The organism is Staphylococcus nepalensis, from assembly GCF_014635045.1.
In the GTDB taxonomy this organism is placed as follows: domain Bacteria; phylum Bacillota; class Bacilli; order Staphylococcales; family Staphylococcaceae; genus Staphylococcus; species Staphylococcus nepalensis.
Genome location: NZ_BMCF01000002.1, coordinates 392,377 through 410,589, shown reverse-complemented (window position 1 = coordinate 410,589; position 18,213 = coordinate 392,377). Strand labels below are relative to the sequence as shown.

Sequence of the window (18,213 nt, the reverse complement as noted above, 5' to 3'; positions counted from 1 at the left end):
TTTCACAAATATCCCCTTTTATATGCCCGTAAAAGACTAACGTTGCGAGACAACGTATATATAAAGACCGGTTTTACAGTGTAAAATCGGTTTTTGTAATAATTTTTGACACAATAGAAATAAGCTAGACGGTTTCACGTCTAGCTTATTTTTTATTGCGTTTTAATTGATGATAAACGCATGTCGTTTTCTAGTTGGGTGCATATAAATGCTTATATTTTTAAGTTATGTCTTAGGATCAACGTGGATAATACCACACAAAAAGTGCCTCCGATAATACCAGCAATAATATCTGTAGGGTAATGAACGCCTAGATATACTCTTGATGATGATATCAAGAGTATAAATAACGCTGAAAGACCTATCATGACACCCTTTGTTTTTCCTTTCAGGACACGATTAGCGATGTATATTGTGCTACCAAAGAACGCTGCAGAACCCATAGCATGCCCACTTGGAAAACTAAAACCTGAAATATCTATCAGACGTAAGAGTGTAGGGCGTTCTCTATCAAATATATTTTTTAACAAAGGGTTTAATGTGCTTGATAAACTCATAGCAATTGCAAAAAACAATGCTTCAATGTTTAGTTTTTTGAGCATTAAATAAGCAATTAATAGAAGTGATAAACAAACCATCGCCCATACTTCACCTATTTTAGTTACTCCTAGAAAAAAAGTAGTTGTGATAAAACTTTCTGAAGCATATATAAATTCATAGACTTCATTATCTATCCATTTTCCTAATCTAGATTCATGAAAGGATGCAATGATACCAAATATTAAGGTGAAAATGATAAGTAAGCTTATTCTTTTCCAACGACTCATTGCAAAACCTCCCTTTCATCATTTTGTTGCATCTTTAATAATTTTATGAAATAAATCTTGACGTGTAAAACTTTCTTTATATGTTTGCATTTGAGTTATAATTGAATCACGGTTATTTTCAATGTCATTTAACTGATTTATCAGTTGATATTCAGTTAATGTGTCTTCTGGAATGGTTCTACCAAAGCCTTTAGACGCGAAATTTTTCGCGTTATCAATCTGATCTCCACGAGATTGATCAAGGCCTAAAGGAATTAATAGCATAGGGATTCTAAGTGCTAAAAATTCATAAATAGCGTTAGAACCAGCACGACTAATAACAGTATCTGTAATGGCTAGTAAGTCTGTTAAATCATCTTTAACAAATTCAAATTGAACGTAACCTGGTTTATTTACCAAATTTTGGTCTAATAACCCTTTACCAGTTAAATGGATAACCTGGTAATCTTTTTGTAGTGCATCCAAATTATCTCTAATAATCTCATTTAGCTTTTTACTACCGAGACTGCCTCCCATGATTAACAACACTTTTTTATCATCTTTAAATTCTGTAAGTTGGTACCCTCTATTTTTATCGCCAGATTTTAAATCTTCTCGGACTGTTGCACCAACAAAATCTGCTTTGTCTTTTGGAAGGTATTGTAATGTATCTTCAAATGTTGTATAAATCTTTTGAGCAAATTTGAGCGCGATTTTATTGGCTAGTCCAGGTGTTAAATCAGACTCATGGATAATTGTTGGTATTTTTAAGGATTTAGCGGCAATAACTACTGGTACAGATACGAAACCACCTTTTGAAAATAATAAATCAGGTTTTTCTTTTTTTAAAATACGGCGCGCATCGAAAATACCTTTTAATACTTTAAAAATATCTTTTATATTTTCAAAAGAGATATACCGTCTTAATTTACCACTCGAGATTGTATGATATTTTATTTGTGGTAATTGAGACTCAATCATTTCACGCTCCATACCTTTTTTGGACCCGATATAAAAAGCTTCATGACCTTCTTCTAAAGCTGTTGGTATCAAGCTTAGATTTACTGAAACATGTCCAACAGTGCCGCCGCCGGTGAATGCGATTTTTGTCATAATATTACCTCTATTCTTCTAAATTTTTATAATAGGCATAGAATGGTTCTCCTTTATCAAAAGGAGGGTAATCAATATTGACTTCACCTACTTTGGTAAAGTCAAATTTTTTGAATAAACCTTGTGCGCGTTTATTTAATGCAAAAGTATCTGTTAATATTACATGAATATCGTTATTTAGTGCAAGATTAACTGCATAATTAAATAACTTTGTTGCAGCACCTTTTAACTTTGAAGAAGCCGCTAATCTGTGAATAACATACGCGCTATTTCTATCAATTGGCCACGCTAGTTCATCATACCATTCAGGTTGCTGTTGGTCGACAACTATAAATGCAAAAATAGTCGAATTTGCTTCAAGCACAAAGAGTGATTTTTTTTTAATATCTTCTTCGAAATGTGTTTCTAAGGGATATTGTTCATCCCACTGATGATTGCCATCTTGTCTCATGATTGCTTTTGCTTCGTTAACAATGTTTAAAATTGCTGGTAAGTCTGCTTTTGTACCAAGTCTAATCATAAAATTTACACCTCTTTGATGTTATTTTAATTTTTTTAGTAAAGTTTGTAACACGGTATCTTCTTTATTCGCTTTGTCAACTAAAGCTTGAGTGAATTTATTATTTGTCTGTTTATCAAATTTTCCATTCACTGTTAGTCGATTATCTTTTTGGAATGTTTTAATAGCATCTGCTAAATTTTCATCAAAAGTTTGAGATTTATTATTTGTTTGGTAACCTAAAGCTGAAAGCCCTACTTTTATCGTTTTAATATGCTTGTCTTGATCATCCAATTGATATGTCTTAGTATTCGGAATAACATTTAATGATTGATATTCAGGTTCATCAATTTTTACATCAGGTTTGATTCCTTTACCATGAATGTAATGAGATTTAGGTGTCAGCCACTTCATATTAGTAAATTTCAACAGGGAACCATCATTAAATTCATGTGTAGTTTGTACAATCCCTTTGCCAAACGTTTTTGAACCGTATACTTTTGCTTTGTCATAATCTCTCATAGCACCTGTAAACACTTCTGAAGCACTAGCGGAGCCTTTATTTACTAAAATAGAAACATCCATGTCTTTAGCTTCTTTTGAAGCATCATTTGAAGTTTTAATTTGTTCTTTATGGTCGCCTTTTTCAAGTTGTACTGCAGTTTTACCTTTATCTACAAAAATGTTGACCATTTTCACAGCTTCATCAAGTAAACCACCTGGATTATTACGTAAATCTAAAACAATTTTACGTATGCCATCTTTATGTGCTTTGATAATTAAAGATTTTAATTCACCAGATGTACTATTTTGGAATTTATTTATTGTAAATACACCTACATTGCCTTGTTTTTCGTATTCTACGCTTTTAACATGTATTTTATCTCTTTTAATTGAAATTTCATGTGCTTGACCCTCTCTTTCGATTGTAAGGGTTACTTCCGTACCTTGTTTACCACGCACTTTTTTGACGATAGCTTCTAAAGGCTGGCCTTTAATAGATTTGCCATCTACTTTAGTCACGGTATCCTTTGGTTGAATGCCTGCTTTATCAGCAGGAGAATCTTTTATTGGACTTGTAATTTGTATGGTATCGCCTTTTTTTTGCATTTCTGCACCAATCCCTACAAAATCACCTGAAACGTCCTCATTAAATGATTTAGTCTCTTTTTTGGTCATAAACTCTGAGTATGGATCGTCTAAGTCTTTAACCATACCTTTAATTGCTGCTTCAGATAGCTTTTCTGAATCGGTATTCTTATAATATTCATTATTTAAAATTTTATAAACTTCTTCAACTTTTTTCATTTCTGTTCTTTGATTTCCATCAAGACCGCTAGCCCAATGACTAATACCTATAGTTGCAAACACAGTTATGACTACTGTGATAAGTATCGTGCTTATTAATATTAAGATAAAGTGTTTACGTTTGAAATTCATTCTTTTTGGTAAGTATTGTGTGTTTGTCTCTTCGTTACCGGGCGCTTTATTATTTTCATTTTGGATGTCTGAACGTTCCGACATTTAATCACTTCCTAATGCGTATGTATAATTCATATCAAAATTTCATTTAGTTGGAAATAAAAGTAGCTGGGATTGAATCATTAAAGATTAACCCCAGCACTCTCTATGATACTTTATTATTTTAATACACTTTGATATATACTCTCAAATATAAACTAAAATTAAAATTTTAACCATTCAGTATACTCTTCATACAAACTATCAAATACAGACATTGAAACAGTATAGTTTCCTTGCATTTCAATATAATCTGATAATATGTGAAAATCTTTTTCTTGTCTTGGAAAAGACAAATCATCAAATATTTCTTCTGCTAATTCGCCTTTTTCATCTTTTCTACCACGTGCGGTTAATGCAAATTGATAAAATGAATGATCTTTCATTAATTCATTGTCACATCAACTATTTTAGTTTCGCCTTTTGATACTGAATTTAAATCTTCTGCAACGGCAATTGCAGATGTGTTGTCTGAATTTGTAATAATGATAGGAGAAATAACTGATTTAGCATTTTCTTTAATATAATTTAAATCAAAACGTAATAACGGATCTCCGATATTAACAGTGTCACCACTTTCAACTAGTACCTCAAAACCTTCACCGTCAAGCTGTACAGTATCTAAACCTACGTGTACGAGCAATTCAAGCCCGTTATCAGCTTGTAACCCAATAGCATGTTTAGTTGGGAAGATATTATCTACTTTACCATTAATTGGAGATACGACTTCACCTTCTGTAGGATTGACACCAAAGCCTTCTCCCATCATCTTTTGTGCGAAAACAGGGTCTGGAATGTCTTCTATTTTCACATATTCACCAGTAATGGGTGTATAAATAGCAATCTCTTTATTAACTTCTTTACCTTTACCAAATAATTTTTTAAACATGTCTTGTTCGCTCCTTATTTTTCAAAATGTGGTATTAAATCTCCATAACCCAATTCTTCTAACTTTTCGTATGGTATAAATTGTACTGCTGCTGAGTTAATGCAATATCTTAGACCGCCACTTTCTTTTGGTCCATCATTGAAAACGTGTCCCAAATGACTGTTAGCATCTTCAGATCTTACTTCTGTACGCACCATACCAAATGTTTTATCTACAAGCTCTATAATTTCGTCATCAGCTAAAGCTTTAGAGAAACTAGGCCAACCACAATCTGATTCGAATTTTTCTTCTGAGGTAAATAGAGGTTTCCCAGAAATTTTATCAACATATACACCTTTTTCAAAGTGGTTCCAATATTCATTTTGAAAAGGTGGTTCGGTTCCCGCTTCTTGAGTAACTAAATATTCCATTTCTGTTAAATCGCTTTTATTTTTTTTAATCATTTTGTTTCCCCCAGTGTTTTTCTATAAAGCCTTTTCTGCCAGAACCTCGTTGATATTGTTCATAATGTAATGGATTCTTTTTATAATAGTCTTGATGATATGATTCAGCTGGATAGAAATTTTTATATGGTTTTACGGGCGTAATAACAGGATTATTAAATATAGCTTGTTCGTTTAAATCTTGAATTTTTGCTTCTGCAGCTTTTTTTTGGTCTTCGTTATGATAAAAAATGGCTGGTTGATAATGTTCGCCTCTATCAAAGAATTGGCCGCCATTATCCGTTGGGTCAAATGTTTTAAAGTAAACATCTAAAATGTTTTCGAAGGAAGTAATTTCAGGATTATACGTGATTTGTACTGCCTCAACGTGTCCGGTTTGTCCGGTGCTCACACTTTCATAAGTAGGATTTTCGACATGTCCACCACTATAACCTGAAACAACATTTTCTATACCCGGATAAGAAGTGAATGGTTTTACCAAACACCAGAAACATCCTCCAGCTAATGTTGCATATGCCATGATATACCTCCTTTTTACTATCTTGTCATAAAGTTATCATTATTTTAAGGGATACGCCATTAAATTGTTTTAAAGGTTTAAAAAGCATCAAAATAAATAATTTATTTTGATACTATTATATATGAATTTATGATTTTAATACAACTAAGCCTATCGCACCTTGGCCAGTATGTGTGGATATAATAGGAGTCGTGACGTTCGTATCAAATTGAGAAAAATTAAATTCTTCAGAAAAATGCTTTTTAATTTTATCGACAAATTCTATAATATTAGCATGTGCAATACCAATGGATTTAATTTTCTTGTCCCCGATAAAAGCACTAATTTCCTTTTTCAAAAATTGAATGCTGCCATTTTGAGTACGTGAGTTATGAATTAATTCAATATTACCATCAATTAATGTGCCAATTGGTTTAATTTTCATCATATTTCCAATTAATCCTTTAGTTTTACTAATTCTACCGCCTTTAATTAATTGGTTTAATTGTCCGATCACAACGTATAACTTTATATTTTTTTGTAAATCACTAATTTTCGATTCAATTTCTTCTGATGAAAACCCTTGATTATTCCAATCTACAACATGTTGAACTTGGTAACCGAGTCCAAATGAAATAGATTTTGAATCAATCACTGTTACTTTACTATCGGTCATTTGGCTTGCTTGTAATGCTGTTTGATACGTGCCACTTAATCCTGAAGTCATGTGAATACTAATGATTGCAGAACCATCTTTACCTAATTCATCATATAGTTCAATGAATTTACCGATTGCAGGTTGACTTGTTTTAACGTCGGCATCATTTTCTATTTTTTGAATAAATGCTTCAGAGGAAATATCTACTTGATCTACAAAAGTGTCACCGTCAATGGTTAAATTAAGCGGGATGACGTGTATTTCATTATCTTTTAAATAAATATGTGATAAATCTGATGTTGAATCAGTCACAATTTTTGTTTTCATTATCTTATCCTCCTATGCCGTTTCTTTACGAACTAAATGTAAAAATGTATGCGGAATCGTATTTTTTTCATCTAGCTTTCCTGTAATAGAAGATTCAACTTCCCAATCTTCAAAAGTATAAGGTGGAAAGAAAGTGTCCCCGTTATATTTATCTTCTATTACCGTAATATACATATCATCTACTTTATCAATCATTTCTTCGAATAATGTTTGACCCCCAAAAATGAAGACATGTCCAGGCAATTCATAGATTTCGTCAATAGAATGAATAACATCCACACCATCGTGTTTAAATGATTTATTTCTTGTTAGAACTACATTTTTTCTATTAGGGAGAGGTTTTCCTATAGAGTCAAATGTTGCACGCCCCATAACAAGCGTATTGCCAGTTGAAAGTTCTTTAACATGTTTTAAGTCATTTGGTAGATACCATGGCAATTGATTGTTCACGCCGATAACGCGTTGCTGATCATGAGCAACAAGTATTGAAAGTGTCATAATGATCCTCCTAATAGTGAGTATGATCTCGTTTATCTGATATTATACTTACTTAAATATTATAGATTAGCTAAAGCTAAAATTAAACAGTGGCCAAATTTATACAGCGATTGGCGCTTTAATTGCAGGATGAGATTGATAATTAACTATTTCTAAATCTTCATAATTAATTTCAAATATAGAAGCATTTGAATTAATTTTAAGTTGTGGTGGTTCGAAGCTATTTCTAGATAATTGTGTTTCAATCGCATCAATATGATTTGAGTAAATATGCGCGTCACCAAATGTGTGGATAAATTCCCCAACTTCTAAACCACATTCTTTAGCGACTAGATGAGTTAATAAACTATAGCTTGCGATATTAAATGGTACACCTAAAAAGATATCTGCACTTCTTTGGTATAGTTGACAACTTAATTTACCGTCTTGGACATAGAATTGGAACATTGTATGACAAGGTGGTAAAGCCATTGTATCTATTTCTGTAGGATTCCAAGCAGAAATAATATGGCGTCTTGAATTGGGATTTTTTTTAATTTGCTCAATTATTGTTTTTAATTGGTCAAAATGGTTACCATTTTTATCTTCCCAATCTCGCCATTGTTTACCATAAACATTACCTAAATCGCCATATTTTGTTGCAAAATCAGGATTGTTTAAGATTAATGCTTTAAATTTACGCATTTCTTCTTGGTATACTTCTTTAAATGCATCATCTGTTTGAGCTCTGTGACCGAAATTTGCCATATCAGGTCCTGTATATTCGTCCGATTTTATATAATTTTCAAACGCCCATTCATTCCATATATTATTATTATATTGAAGTAAATATTTGATATTTGTATCGCCTTTAATAAACCAAAGTAGTTCAGTAGCAATCAATTTAAAAGATACTTTCTTAGTCGTTAATAAGGGAAATCCTTTTGATAAATCAAATCTCAATTGATGTCCAAATTTGGAAATAGTACCTGTATTTGTGCGGTCATCTTTTTGTTTGCCAATTTCTAATATCTCCGTACAAAGATTGTGGTATGCTTGGTCAAATGTATTTAACATGACTCCCACACTCCTTTCAATAGTAATGTTATTTAGGTTTAATCATATTTTAAAATGCGGATAATTTAAAGAGATAACCTTTGATAGTGTAAAAAATAATATACAAGTTTAAATAAAATGAATGTATGTAAGTGATTAAGCAGAGTCGAGAACGAAATTACCGTTTTAATGGTTTTTGTTATCTCACTAAGCAAAGATGGTTCATAAAAAGCATACAAGATTTAAGGTGCTGATTCTTTTTCATAGAGAACAACATAATTCAAGGCTCTATACATAAGTATCATTAACTTAAGAAGAAGGAATATAAGTGTTAGAACACGCACGTAAGGACTACATATTTTTATAAATAACATAAAAGAAAAAGTAATGCTTTAGCGCAGCGCTTTATATTTTATGCTAGCTTTGCGTTCTCTATATGCTATTTGAGGCTGAGACATTATTTATGCCCCAGCCTCGTTTAAGTAACTACGTATAAAATGATTTGATAGGTTGATGATTAATCGCAATAATCATCAAATGCATCTTTAATATCCATGCAAATATCTTGAATATCTCTTCCTTCTATATGTTCACGCGGGATAAAGTGTTTTAATTCTTCTCCTTTAAACAGCGCATAAGATGGGCTAGATGGTGCTTGTTGTATAAAAGAACGCATTGCTTCAGTTGCTTCTTTATCTTGACCTGCGAAAACAGTTATTTTATGTGTAGGCTTTTTATCGTTTTGCTCTGCAACTGTTACTGCTGCAGGCCTCGCTAAACCAGCAGCACATCCACAAGTCGAATTAATTACAACAAAAGTAGTTTCATCTTCAGATACGTTTTTCATAAAATCATTTACTTCATCTGCAGATTCTAAACTATTAAAATCATGCTCTGTTAATTCGCTACGCATTTGAGTAGCAAGTTCGTTCATATAAGCTTCATATGCATTCATATATAACACTCCTATACTTTGGGTACATTTTAATTTATGCTTTATTTCTATTGGCAATTTGTTTCCAAACAGAGCCTAATGCTTCATCCCCATTTTCAATTCTAGTGATTGCCATTTCTATTTGTAATTTGACTTCATAAGCTGAATCATCTGCATGTTCACGTAAAGCTGGTAACTGTTCAGGTCCAGCTTCATCGAACATAAACATGGCAGCTCTCCATCTGACAATTTTATGTGGATCGCTTAACGCTTTTTCCATTTCAGGTAAGGCTTGTTTAAAACCTAAATCACTTAAGCAGTCTCCAGCTGTTCTTCTTACGCCAGGGCTTTTATCGTGTAACCCTTTATATAAGTAAGGCAACACAACTTCATCTTCAATCATTCCAAGCAATATGACAGCTTCCCGTCTTAAAGGTGTTTTCTGCGCTTCACTGACAACGTCGCCTAACAATGGTAAGTCTTTGATAGTGGGCGTTGGGAATGATTTTAACATTCTTAAGCGTTCTTTCCAATTTTCAGTTGCTTGATAGTCTTCTAACGAGACATGTTTATATTTTGTTTCTGGAATAATTATATCAGTTGCTAAAGCTTCATCCACACGTTGCTTTAATTGCTCTTTAGGATACATAGCAGTAACTTCCTCTAACACATCTTCTAAAACTTCATCCATTTCGCCGTACCGTATGCCTAAATCTTCCCATTTACGTTGAAATACCACGTTGTCATTATCTTTTTGGGCAGCTAACATGCTATCAACATAAATTTCAGGCAATTGTTTGCGTTTTTCTTCTGAACTTGTTGTTAGTTTAATCTGATATGGAATACCTTTGAATTTTAATACTTCTGCCTTTATCTCACCAAAATGTTCATCTGGAAGCTGCTCAGCAGAGGTGGTTTCTTCGTCATTTAAAGTTGCTGTTACTTTAGGTAATACTTCTTCCCAATCGAATTTTGGTTTTTTATCGACTGCTAAAAAATCCATTACATGAAATATAGATTTAACACCATCAATCGCTAATACATCATTGATAAAATCAGGTTGCCCTTCATTAATTGATGTATAAGTATTAGATTGGTTGTCTTCCCTTTTTTTAGTCAATACAATTTTCATCGTATTGGGGCTTGGCGTAGGTTCCACACGTACAATTTCCATTAAGGCGCCCTCCCTATCTTATATTTCTTCTAGTGCTGTTGTGATATTAGGTAGGATTTGATCCCACTCAGCATCTGATTGTTTATCTACAGAAATAAAATTCATCGCTTGAAATATCGACTTAACACCTTCTACTTCTAGTACTGCATTGATAAAATCAGGTTGATCTTCTTTCACCTTAGTATACGTATTTGGTTTATTGTCCCCGCTTTCTAACTTTAAATCGATTTTCATTGTGTTTGGATTTGGTGTAGTTGCTACATTTAAAATTTCCATTATAGATTCTCCTCCTTATTGTAATTCATTACCAATTTGTTTTATTTGTTTTCCAACAGAACATTCATTTATACAGAAATGATGTGCTTGTGTCTTACCTTTTGTATTTTTGATATGACGTTTTAACAAGCACGTTTTACAATATGTGTTCATCAATTGATCAATTGCATCAATCGCCTCTTTTTCAGAATAGGTTAGAATACGCTTCACTCTCCTGTATTGCTAAAAATGAAATATAAGTACCAAATAAATCATAAAATTAAGATTTGAGACTTGCTGACATTATATCATTTGTAACAACGATTGTTTAATCATTAATTTGTAATTCTAACTATTAATAAAACGTTAAATATTCAATTATAAATAGAACTTGATTTTTTTGTTTTTTCTAGTAAAATAATGTAGTTGCTTATTTTGCGGTTTCTAAACACCCGCATCATCAAAATTTAGGAGGAATAAAATTGTTTAATGAAATATTTGGAGTTATTACCTTTTTAGTAACTTTTTTGTTATTGGTGGCTATGTATCGATTATTTGGTAAACATGGCTTAATTGCATGGATTGCAATTGGAACAATTATTGCCAATATTCAAGTTATTAAAACAATCGATATTTTTACTATTTCGGCCACACTAGGAAATGTGATGTTTGCTTCAATTTATTTAGCAACTGATATTTTAAATGATATATATGGTCGTAAAATTGCTAAACGTGCAGTTTGGTTAGGTTTTAGTTCAACCTTAGTAATGATTATAGTAATGCAATTTTCACTTCATTTTGTACCTTCCCCAGTAGATAATACACAAAATGCATTAGAATCCATTTTTAATATTGTTCCAAGAATTGCTTTAGGCTCTGTTATTGCGTATATTATTGGTCAGCATTTGGATGTTTTACTATTTTCACTAATTAAAAAGGTTTTTAGTTCTGACAAAACGTTTATTATAAGAGCCTATGGTAGTACGATTTTAAGTAATATTGTAGATACAGCATTATTTGTTATTATAGCCTTTTTCGGCGCAATGCCAAATGAAGCAGTATTTGAAATCTTTATAACAACTTACTTACTAAAAATCATTTCTACCGTATTCAACGTTCCTTTTGGCTACTGGGCAAAATCTATGTATAGAAAAGGAAAAATACAAAAATTAGATGAGGGTTATTAATCACTCAATATCATTTCTTAAAGATAATCAATAAAACAAACCACAGCCACAAATATTCATACGTCAATATGCAGTATAAAACGCATTTCCATTTTAATGGAAATGCGTTTTATACTTAAAATCTTCAGATTTTGTATTTATATGCTTGTTTATGGTTACCATTCGAGCGAAAATATCTCATTCATACTTTTCATTGGGTATAGGTTTATTACGAAAGCAGTATGATTATATAAATATAGATAAAAAATAAGACACTTCCTTGTAATAAAATCACAATCAAATAAATTGAATAACTAGGTGCCTGATGGATAAAAAGGATATTTAAAAAATTTATACGTAGATACACATTTGCCATCTTCAGATCTTGAAACAAAGACTTATGGTTTGACGGCTCAGTTTTCATATTTAATAGAGTTATAAAATTTCGATAATTTTATCTTTTAAGAAATTAAAAGAGTTATAACCTTCTGTAGCTAAAAAATGGCCATTATGATTGACATAAGTCGTTTTGACATTTAATTGTTCAGATAATCTATCTGTTGCATCGATATTAACCACAGGGTCATTTATTGCGCCGATAGTAACAATATGTTGTGCATGCAAGTTATTTAAATTAATATTGATGCAATCTATATATTGATTTAATTCTATTAAATTCGATAATTTTTCATTAAAACCAGAAACGAGAAAAAGCCCTTTGATTGTTGGGACGTTAAGCATAGAAGTTAAATAATTTAACGTTGAAATAACACCTAAACTATGAGCCACTATAATCGTTTCTGAATTTAAATTATTTTGCATACTGTTTTGAATAGCCTGGTACCACGCCTCAAAAGAAGGACAATCTGAATCTGGAAGATATACGATTTCCACATTGTAACCATAGGGCTTCATTTGATCCGCTAACCATTGAAACCAATGGCTTTCTGTATTAGCTTGATAACCATGTACAATAAACATATTTTTCACTTTAATCACCTTTTTAAGTTATTTAGCTATGTATATATTTGTTAACTCTCATAGCTTACGTTATTTTAATCTATTTTTTCAAGAAAAATACCCGCCCTTTATTAGTCTAAATCGTATTCGTTTGTTAATATAAAATTAACTTTTATATTTGAAGGTGAATTTATGGCAAAAATATATTTTGACGCAGCTACTGCAGGAAATCCTGGACAAAGTGCATGCGCAGTAGTATTGGTTACTGAACACGAAAGAATTCATTTTGATTTTGATTTAGGTATAACAGATAACCATAGTGCGGAATGGGCATCTTTCGTATATGCATTAAAATGCGCAAAAGCACATTATATTACTACAGCGCTTGTCTATACAGATTCAAAATTAATAGAAGATAGTATGAACAAAGGACAAGTAAAAAACAAAAAATTCAAGCACTATTTTGACCAAATTCAAGCATTAGAAACAAATTTTGATTTGTTGTTTGTGAGATGGGTTCCAAGAAACCAAAATAAAGAAGCAAATCATCATGCTAAAAATGCATTATATAAAATCACCCAAACTAATAAGAAGAAGCTGAGACATAAATAAACATGTCTCAGCTTCCATCACATATGGACAGTAAATGGCTTGGATAAAAACGCATAAACTCATTTCTAAATGACTATTTTTTATTTGTGAAAACGAATAATACTTACGCGAGTGCTTTGAATGTTGTACATTTTCTTCATACATTAACGGTAAGTAAATATAATCCTTGGTTCATATCATTTTTTTGCTTTAGCATCGTATATACACGAGATTGACTCAAATCATTATATCGATACTTCTTAACTTGGATCCGTTTTTAAGTCGGACGAATCAAAAATGTAATAATAAAGATTAGATCACTACGCTATACTTCAACCTGTATTAATTAAAATGTGTCGATAAATATTTGCCAGATACGTATAGTTCGTGCTGTTTACAAATATTTAGCACCTCTGCTAAATCAGTACCAAATTTCATATCACTTAATAACTCATTTGTATTTAATGGCACTTCGGTATGGATTTTCGCCAAATTCTTTGATAATTTTAAGTTATATATATTGTCTTCAATTTTTTTACGTTGGCTAGGCGTTAATTCGTGTAGTGCATCTAAAACTGCTTCAACAGAACCATGTTTTTGAATGAGCTTTATAGCAGTTTTTTCTCCAATTCCTTTAACGCCAGGATAGCCATCAGCACTATCCCCCATAAATGCTTTGACATCAATTAGTTGCAATGGGTTTAACCCATATTCACTTTGAAACCGATCCAGCGTGTAGCGATTGTAAATATTAAATCCTTTTTTAGTGAGCCATATTTCTACATTTGGATTAATGCATTGTAGGATATCTTTATCTCCGGTAACTACATAAATCTGGTTTTGATCTGAATATTGATGAGTTAATGTACCTATAACATCATCCGCTTCATAGTTTTGAACCCCGATATTTACAAAACCGAATTGTTTTGAAATTTCTTTAACATAATCAAACTGAGGAATCAGTTCTGTAGGTGGTGCTGGGCGATTTTGTTTATAACCATCATACATAGCATTTCTAAAAGTAGATTTTCCCATATCCCAACATACAGCTACATGTGAAGGTTGAATTTCATTTATTGCTGTGAATACATGGCGAACAAATCCTTGAACACCATTTGTAGGAGTGCCATAAGAATTACGCATAAATTGTTTATGCAAACTTGTGGCATAAAAGTGGCGGAATAATAAAGCCATGCCATCTATTAATAATATTTTTTTAGACATTGTGAGTACCTCTTTCTCAATTTACAATTGTGCTTTTAATTTATGGTTGGTTTCTTGAAGCTGTTGAATTAATGTGTTGTCCATTTCAAATGATAATAGTTGTTTAATTTGTGAATGGATATCTTTTTCGTAGTGGGTGAATTTCTTCTCAATATCTTGGTTTAAGATATCTATAATCTCTATGAGTCCTTTTCTTAAATCAGCAATACATGGTTTGAGTAATTCTATTGTATTTTGAGTAATTGCTCTTTGGATTTCATTCTGTGTTTTAGATTGTATTATATTTTTTTTCGTAAGTGTTTTAGGTAAAGATGAAATCATTTCACTTAATTCAATTTTTAGATAAGGGTTTTCTAAATCGATATTGGATTTATTAAATTCAGGCTCAATAAATACATGTACCTGTGCTAATTTTTGTTTTAAAGGGGCAAGTTCTTCATGTATTTGTTGGATAAAATATTTTTTAACACGTTCAACGAGTAAAGATTGCTCTAGATATAACCTTTGATGAATTTGATCTAAATATGATTTTGTAGATTTACGTTTCTGTTCATTAAAATTATTACTTCGAGTCATTTGACCATTATAAATAGATTTAACTTCGTCCAATAATTGTATTTTTAAGCGTTCATTTAAATGATAAATTTGATCTTCCACTTCATTTGCAGCACGTTGTTCAGCAATTTGTAAGATATTAGAATTCATTATCGTTTGATTTTGATAATTTTCAAGTTTGCTTTTGCGTTGCTTGATTTGAGTTTGATTGTGTTGTGCTTCTTCAATCATTTGGTCAAATGCTTTTGAAATGTGTGTTAGTTGTTTGACCATTTGTTGTTGTAAGATACCTTTTGATGCCACTTCTGTAAAATATGTTACGCTACTTTTTAATTTTTCAATACCTGAATCACCATTTTTCAGGCCTTCTCGGCTAGAAACAGCAAAAATATCAGAATGCATATTCACTTGGTTAAGCGCATCACTTACGTATTCAATAACAGCGTTTAGATCCTCTTCAGTTTCTGCTAAATCAGTGGCATTTACCACCATCTTAAAGGCCTGATTTTCATTTAATTGATTCATTTCTTTCATATGTTCAATGAAACGTTTGTCATTTTCCGTGAAAGAATGATTAAAATAACTCACGTAAAGTATTAAATCAGAAGAAGTCAAAATCTTTTCTGTTTCGTTTGTGTGACGTTGATTATTAGAATGTAAACCGAGTGAATCTACAATGATTTTGTCTTTTAACCATTCTAAAGGTAATTTCAAATGAACGGTATTCACAAATGTTGCGAATTCATCTTCTGCACTCCACTTTTTAATTTCATCTTGATTGATTGCGTGCGTCAGACCTTCTTTTAACATATCTTGATACATTGCATAGTGCTTTTCAATGGCGTTGATAAAGGCTAATTTATTTTTTTCTAATGAAGATGTTAGCTTATTTGTATTTTGTTTAAAAAATGATTCGATTGTGTCGAAACTTCGGTTATCAACTTCAAATAATTGATTTAGTTCTTCTAGGATTTGCGCTTCGGGCTTAAGTGTAATTTGACTTTCATCACCATAGCTTAATTCTGTCATTGCTGCTGTCGTAGGGTTTGGAGAACTTACAAGATACGTCCCTCCCAGAAGTGCATTAATTAAACTGCTTTTTCCAGCGCTAAACGTGCCAAAAACACCAATTTTAACTGTTTGATTATCAAGCCGTTCCAATGTATTATGAATGTCTTCTTTTGTTTGTTCAAACAGTGGTATATCCTTAATTAATTTTAAAGAAGATCTAATGTCTTGTGTTGATGGTTGATCGTTTGAAGCGACATTCGTTTTCACATTGTTACGTTTTTTAGTTTCTGATTGCTGTGGTTTGGGCTGATAGGTGATCTTTTCTCTATCTATCAACTTGTCTAATGAATCATCAATATGGATGTAGTAATGCATATAATTTTGCGTTTCTAAGGAGTCTCTTAAATTACGCATTTCAATAAATTTTACATAATCATTGTAATCATCTTCTTGCTCAATACCGATATCATTGGCTTGAGAATGGTGGATTGCTTCTTTAAATAATGGTTCCGTTTCTTTAGAGATAAACTGTTTAATAGATTTCATTAAGTCGTCTGAAAAAGTTAATACATACTGGTTACTAATTGAAATCTGCATTTGATATAAGTCATCTATAAGTTTAGATGGTATAGTATAATGTTGATTTAAAATCGCGTCGTTCACTTTTGAAGCATTGATAAATCTAGTTAAAAATGACATGTCTTCTCTTAAAGGTTGACGTATTTCTTGATTAACTTTTTCTTGTAATTGTTCAAGAAGCACTTGGCGTCTAATTTGTTGTGTTTCTAAAGTCTTTTTCTTTTTATTAAATATGCCACCTACTTTAAAATCTTTTGTGCGGCTTTCCAAATAAGTCCTTATCTTTTCTCTAGTGTCATGTGTCATTACATACGCATTATCCAAGATAGCTTTGCGTTTTTGTTTCAAGAAGTCGTATAGTTTATCTGGATTATTTAATAATTTGGCTTCTTCGCTAACTTGTTGATGCTGTTGAAAATTTAAATATGCTTGGTCAAAATCTTCTTCAAAAATATCAAGTTCTGTTAATATGTGTTGAATTTCATGTTGAATAAATGATAATTGTTCTTCTGTTATAAAATTAACAATACGATTGACATAATCTGACATTTGCTCTCTATCTTCATCTTTTTTAACGAGATAATCTGACAATGTTTGGATTTGGTTATGTTTATGATCAAATTTAGAAACATAAAAAGTTTGATCTAAATCAATGCCCCATTCGTTTATTGATTTTTCAACTCTTTCTTTAAATAAATCAAAAGGTATTTCGTCTTCGTTATGCTTATCGATTTGGTTAATTATAAAAACGACAGGAACACCTGCGTGGTTTAGTTGTTTCATAAATTGGAAATTCATTGCTGATTGGACATGATTATAGTCTACTGTATAGAACAATACATTGCTTGTATACATAAATTCTTCAGTGCTAGATTGATGCGTTGTGACGTTCGAATCTACACCTGGTGTATCTTGTAGCGTAAACCCTTTGTTAAACTTCTTGGATGGAAATTTAATTTCTACTGATTCCACATCTATATTTTCGCGGTTCATTTGTTTAACTTCATCATAACTATTTAATAATGTATACCTCTGATTAGTTAAGTTTGCGATTATGCCTGGTTCTTCAGCTACTGAAACAATAGCTGTATTACTAGTTGTTGGTACAGGTGAACTAGGTAGTATACTTTCTTCTAATAATAAATTAATTAATGTTGATTTACCTGCTGAAAAATGCCCTACGAAAGTCGCTGTATATTGTTCTAAAAACACTTTTTTAATAACTTGGTTTATAATATGGACAAGTCTATGATTTTTGGATTTTTCAACCTCTTTTTTTAATTTATATAAAATATCGAGTTGCTTCGTTTTAGACATAAGATTGTATCCCCTTTATTACTTTTATGTAATTATTTCTATTGTATAACAAATTAATGTGGGTCTAAAGTAAGTTTATGAAATTAGATTGTATTTAGTATTTCTTTGGCATACTGTGAAAATATATTTTATTACTGAAAAATATGCGCAATATATTAT

At 31.5% G+C, this 18,213-nt stretch carries 20 protein-coding genes; 2 read left to right on the top strand and 18 right to left on the bottom strand.

Annotated features, from left to right (window positions below):
* Positions 1–212 precede the first annotated feature (212 nt).
* The 15 genes from IEU88_RS05095 to IEU88_RS05025 form a co-directional block, all read right to left on the bottom strand.
* Positions 213–827, bottom strand: a complete 615-nt coding sequence (locus tag IEU88_RS05095) for a phosphatase PAP2 family protein (protein ID WP_103372732.1) — start codon at positions 825–827, stop codon at positions 213–215.
* An 18-nt stretch (positions 828–845) separates the two neighbouring features.
* A complete protein-coding gene (gene murG, locus IEU88_RS05090) occupies positions 846–1,919 on the bottom strand; it encodes an undecaprenyldiphospho-muramoylpentapeptide beta-N-acetylglucosaminyltransferase (protein WP_103372733.1) in 1,074 nt (357 codons plus the stop codon).
* A gap of 10 nt (positions 1,920–1,929) precedes the next feature.
* On the bottom strand, positions 1,930–2,439 hold the full coding sequence (locus tag IEU88_RS05085) for a GNAT family N-acetyltransferase (protein WP_103372734.1): 510 nt from the start codon (positions 2,437–2,439) through the stop codon (positions 1,930–1,932).
* Between the two features lie 21 nt (positions 2,440–2,460).
* Positions 2,461–3,942 (bottom strand): S41 family peptidase, encoded by a 1,482-nt coding sequence (locus tag IEU88_RS05080; protein ID WP_103372735.1) that lies wholly within the window; start codon positions 3,940–3,942, stop codon positions 2,461–2,463.
* A 161-nt stretch (positions 3,943–4,103) separates the two neighbouring features.
* Complete coding sequence (locus IEU88_RS05075) at positions 4,104–4,325, bottom strand: YozE family protein (protein ID WP_096809725.1); 222 nt, start codon at positions 4,323–4,325, stop codon at positions 4,104–4,106.
* Entirely contained in the window at positions 4,325–4,828 is a 504-nt protein-coding gene (locus tag IEU88_RS05070; RefSeq protein WP_103372736.1) for a PTS sugar transporter subunit IIA, read from the bottom strand. Before IEU88_RS05070 ends, IEU88_RS05075 begins: the two co-directional genes overlap by 1 nt.
* A gap of 14 nt (positions 4,829–4,842) precedes the next feature.
* Complete coding sequence (gene msrB, locus IEU88_RS05065; protein WP_096809720.1) at positions 4,843–5,271, bottom strand: peptide-methionine (R)-S-oxide reductase MsrB; 429 nt, start codon at positions 5,269–5,271, stop codon at positions 4,843–4,845.
* Entirely contained in the window at positions 5,264–5,791 is a 528-nt protein-coding gene (msrA, locus tag IEU88_RS05060) for a peptide-methionine (S)-S-oxide reductase MsrA (protein WP_103372737.1), read from the bottom strand. Before msrA ends, msrB begins: the two co-directional genes overlap by 8 nt.
* Positions 5,792–5,918: 127 nt before the next feature.
* On the bottom strand, positions 5,919–6,758 hold the full coding sequence (locus IEU88_RS05055; protein ID WP_103372738.1) for a DegV family protein: 840 nt from the start codon (positions 6,756–6,758) through the stop codon (positions 5,919–5,921).
* Between the two features lie 9 nt (positions 6,759–6,767).
* The gene (locus tag IEU88_RS05050) at positions 6,768–7,253 is read right to left on the bottom strand and encodes a dihydrofolate reductase (protein WP_103372739.1); all 486 of its coding nucleotides are present in this window, start codon (positions 7,251–7,253) and stop codon (positions 6,768–6,770) included.
* 99 nt (positions 7,254–7,352) lie between these two features.
* Positions 7,353–8,309 (bottom strand): thymidylate synthase, encoded by a 957-nt coding sequence (locus IEU88_RS05045; protein ID WP_096809712.1) that lies wholly within the window; start codon positions 8,307–8,309, stop codon positions 7,353–7,355.
* Positions 8,310–8,805: 496 nt separating this feature from the next.
* The gene (gene brxA / locus IEU88_RS05040) at positions 8,806–9,243 is read right to left on the bottom strand and encodes a bacilliredoxin BrxA (RefSeq protein WP_103372740.1); all 438 of its coding nucleotides are present in this window, start codon (positions 9,241–9,243) and stop codon (positions 8,806–8,808) included.
* Positions 9,244–9,277: 34 nt separating this feature from the next.
* The gene (locus tag IEU88_RS05035) at positions 9,278–10,396 is read right to left on the bottom strand and encodes a conserved virulence factor C family protein (RefSeq protein ID WP_103372741.1); all 1,119 of its coding nucleotides are present in this window, start codon (positions 10,394–10,396) and stop codon (positions 9,278–9,280) included.
* An 18-nt stretch (positions 10,397–10,414) separates the two neighbouring features.
* The gene (locus IEU88_RS05030) at positions 10,415–10,672 is read right to left on the bottom strand and encodes a NifU N-terminal domain-containing protein (RefSeq protein WP_103372742.1); all 258 of its coding nucleotides are present in this window, start codon (positions 10,670–10,672) and stop codon (positions 10,415–10,417) included.
* 15 nt (positions 10,673–10,687) lie between these two features.
* The gene (locus IEU88_RS05025) at positions 10,688–10,882 is read right to left on the bottom strand and encodes a zinc-finger domain-containing protein (RefSeq protein WP_096809704.1); all 195 of its coding nucleotides are present in this window, start codon (positions 10,880–10,882) and stop codon (positions 10,688–10,690) included.
* A gap of 251 nt (positions 10,883–11,133) precedes the next feature.
* On the opposite strand from IEU88_RS05025, the gene IEU88_RS05020 reads away from it, so the two are divergent.
* The gene (locus tag IEU88_RS05020; RefSeq protein WP_103372743.1) at positions 11,134–11,838 is read left to right on the top strand and encodes a queuosine precursor transporter; all 705 of its coding nucleotides are present in this window, start codon (positions 11,134–11,136) and stop codon (positions 11,836–11,838) included.
* A 414-nt stretch (positions 11,839–12,252) separates the two neighbouring features.
* On the opposite strand, the gene IEU88_RS05015 is transcribed toward IEU88_RS05020, so the two are convergent.
* A complete protein-coding gene (locus IEU88_RS05015) occupies positions 12,253–12,798 on the bottom strand; it encodes an RBBP9/YdeN family alpha/beta hydrolase (RefSeq protein WP_242692935.1) in 546 nt (181 codons plus the stop codon).
* A gap of 171 nt (positions 12,799–12,969) precedes the next feature.
* Here IEU88_RS05015 and IEU88_RS05010 point away from each other — a divergent pair, with 171 nt between their 5' ends.
* On the top strand, positions 12,970–13,389 hold the full coding sequence (locus IEU88_RS05010) for a ribonuclease HI family protein (protein ID WP_096809698.1): 420 nt from the start codon (positions 12,970–12,972) through the stop codon (positions 13,387–13,389).
* Positions 13,390–13,710: 321 nt separating this feature from the next.
* On the opposite strand, the gene IEU88_RS05005 is transcribed toward IEU88_RS05010, so the two are convergent.
* Positions 13,711–14,592 (bottom strand): 5'-3' exonuclease, encoded by an 882-nt coding sequence (locus IEU88_RS05005; protein ID WP_103372744.1) that lies wholly within the window; start codon positions 14,590–14,592, stop codon positions 13,711–13,713.
* A 21-nt stretch (positions 14,593–14,613) separates the two neighbouring features.
* Positions 14,614–18,054, bottom strand: coding sequence for a dynamin family protein (locus IEU88_RS05000; protein ID WP_103372745.1), 3,441 nt, complete (start codon positions 18,052–18,054; stop codon positions 14,614–14,616).
* Positions 18,055–18,213 lie beyond the last annotated feature (159 nt).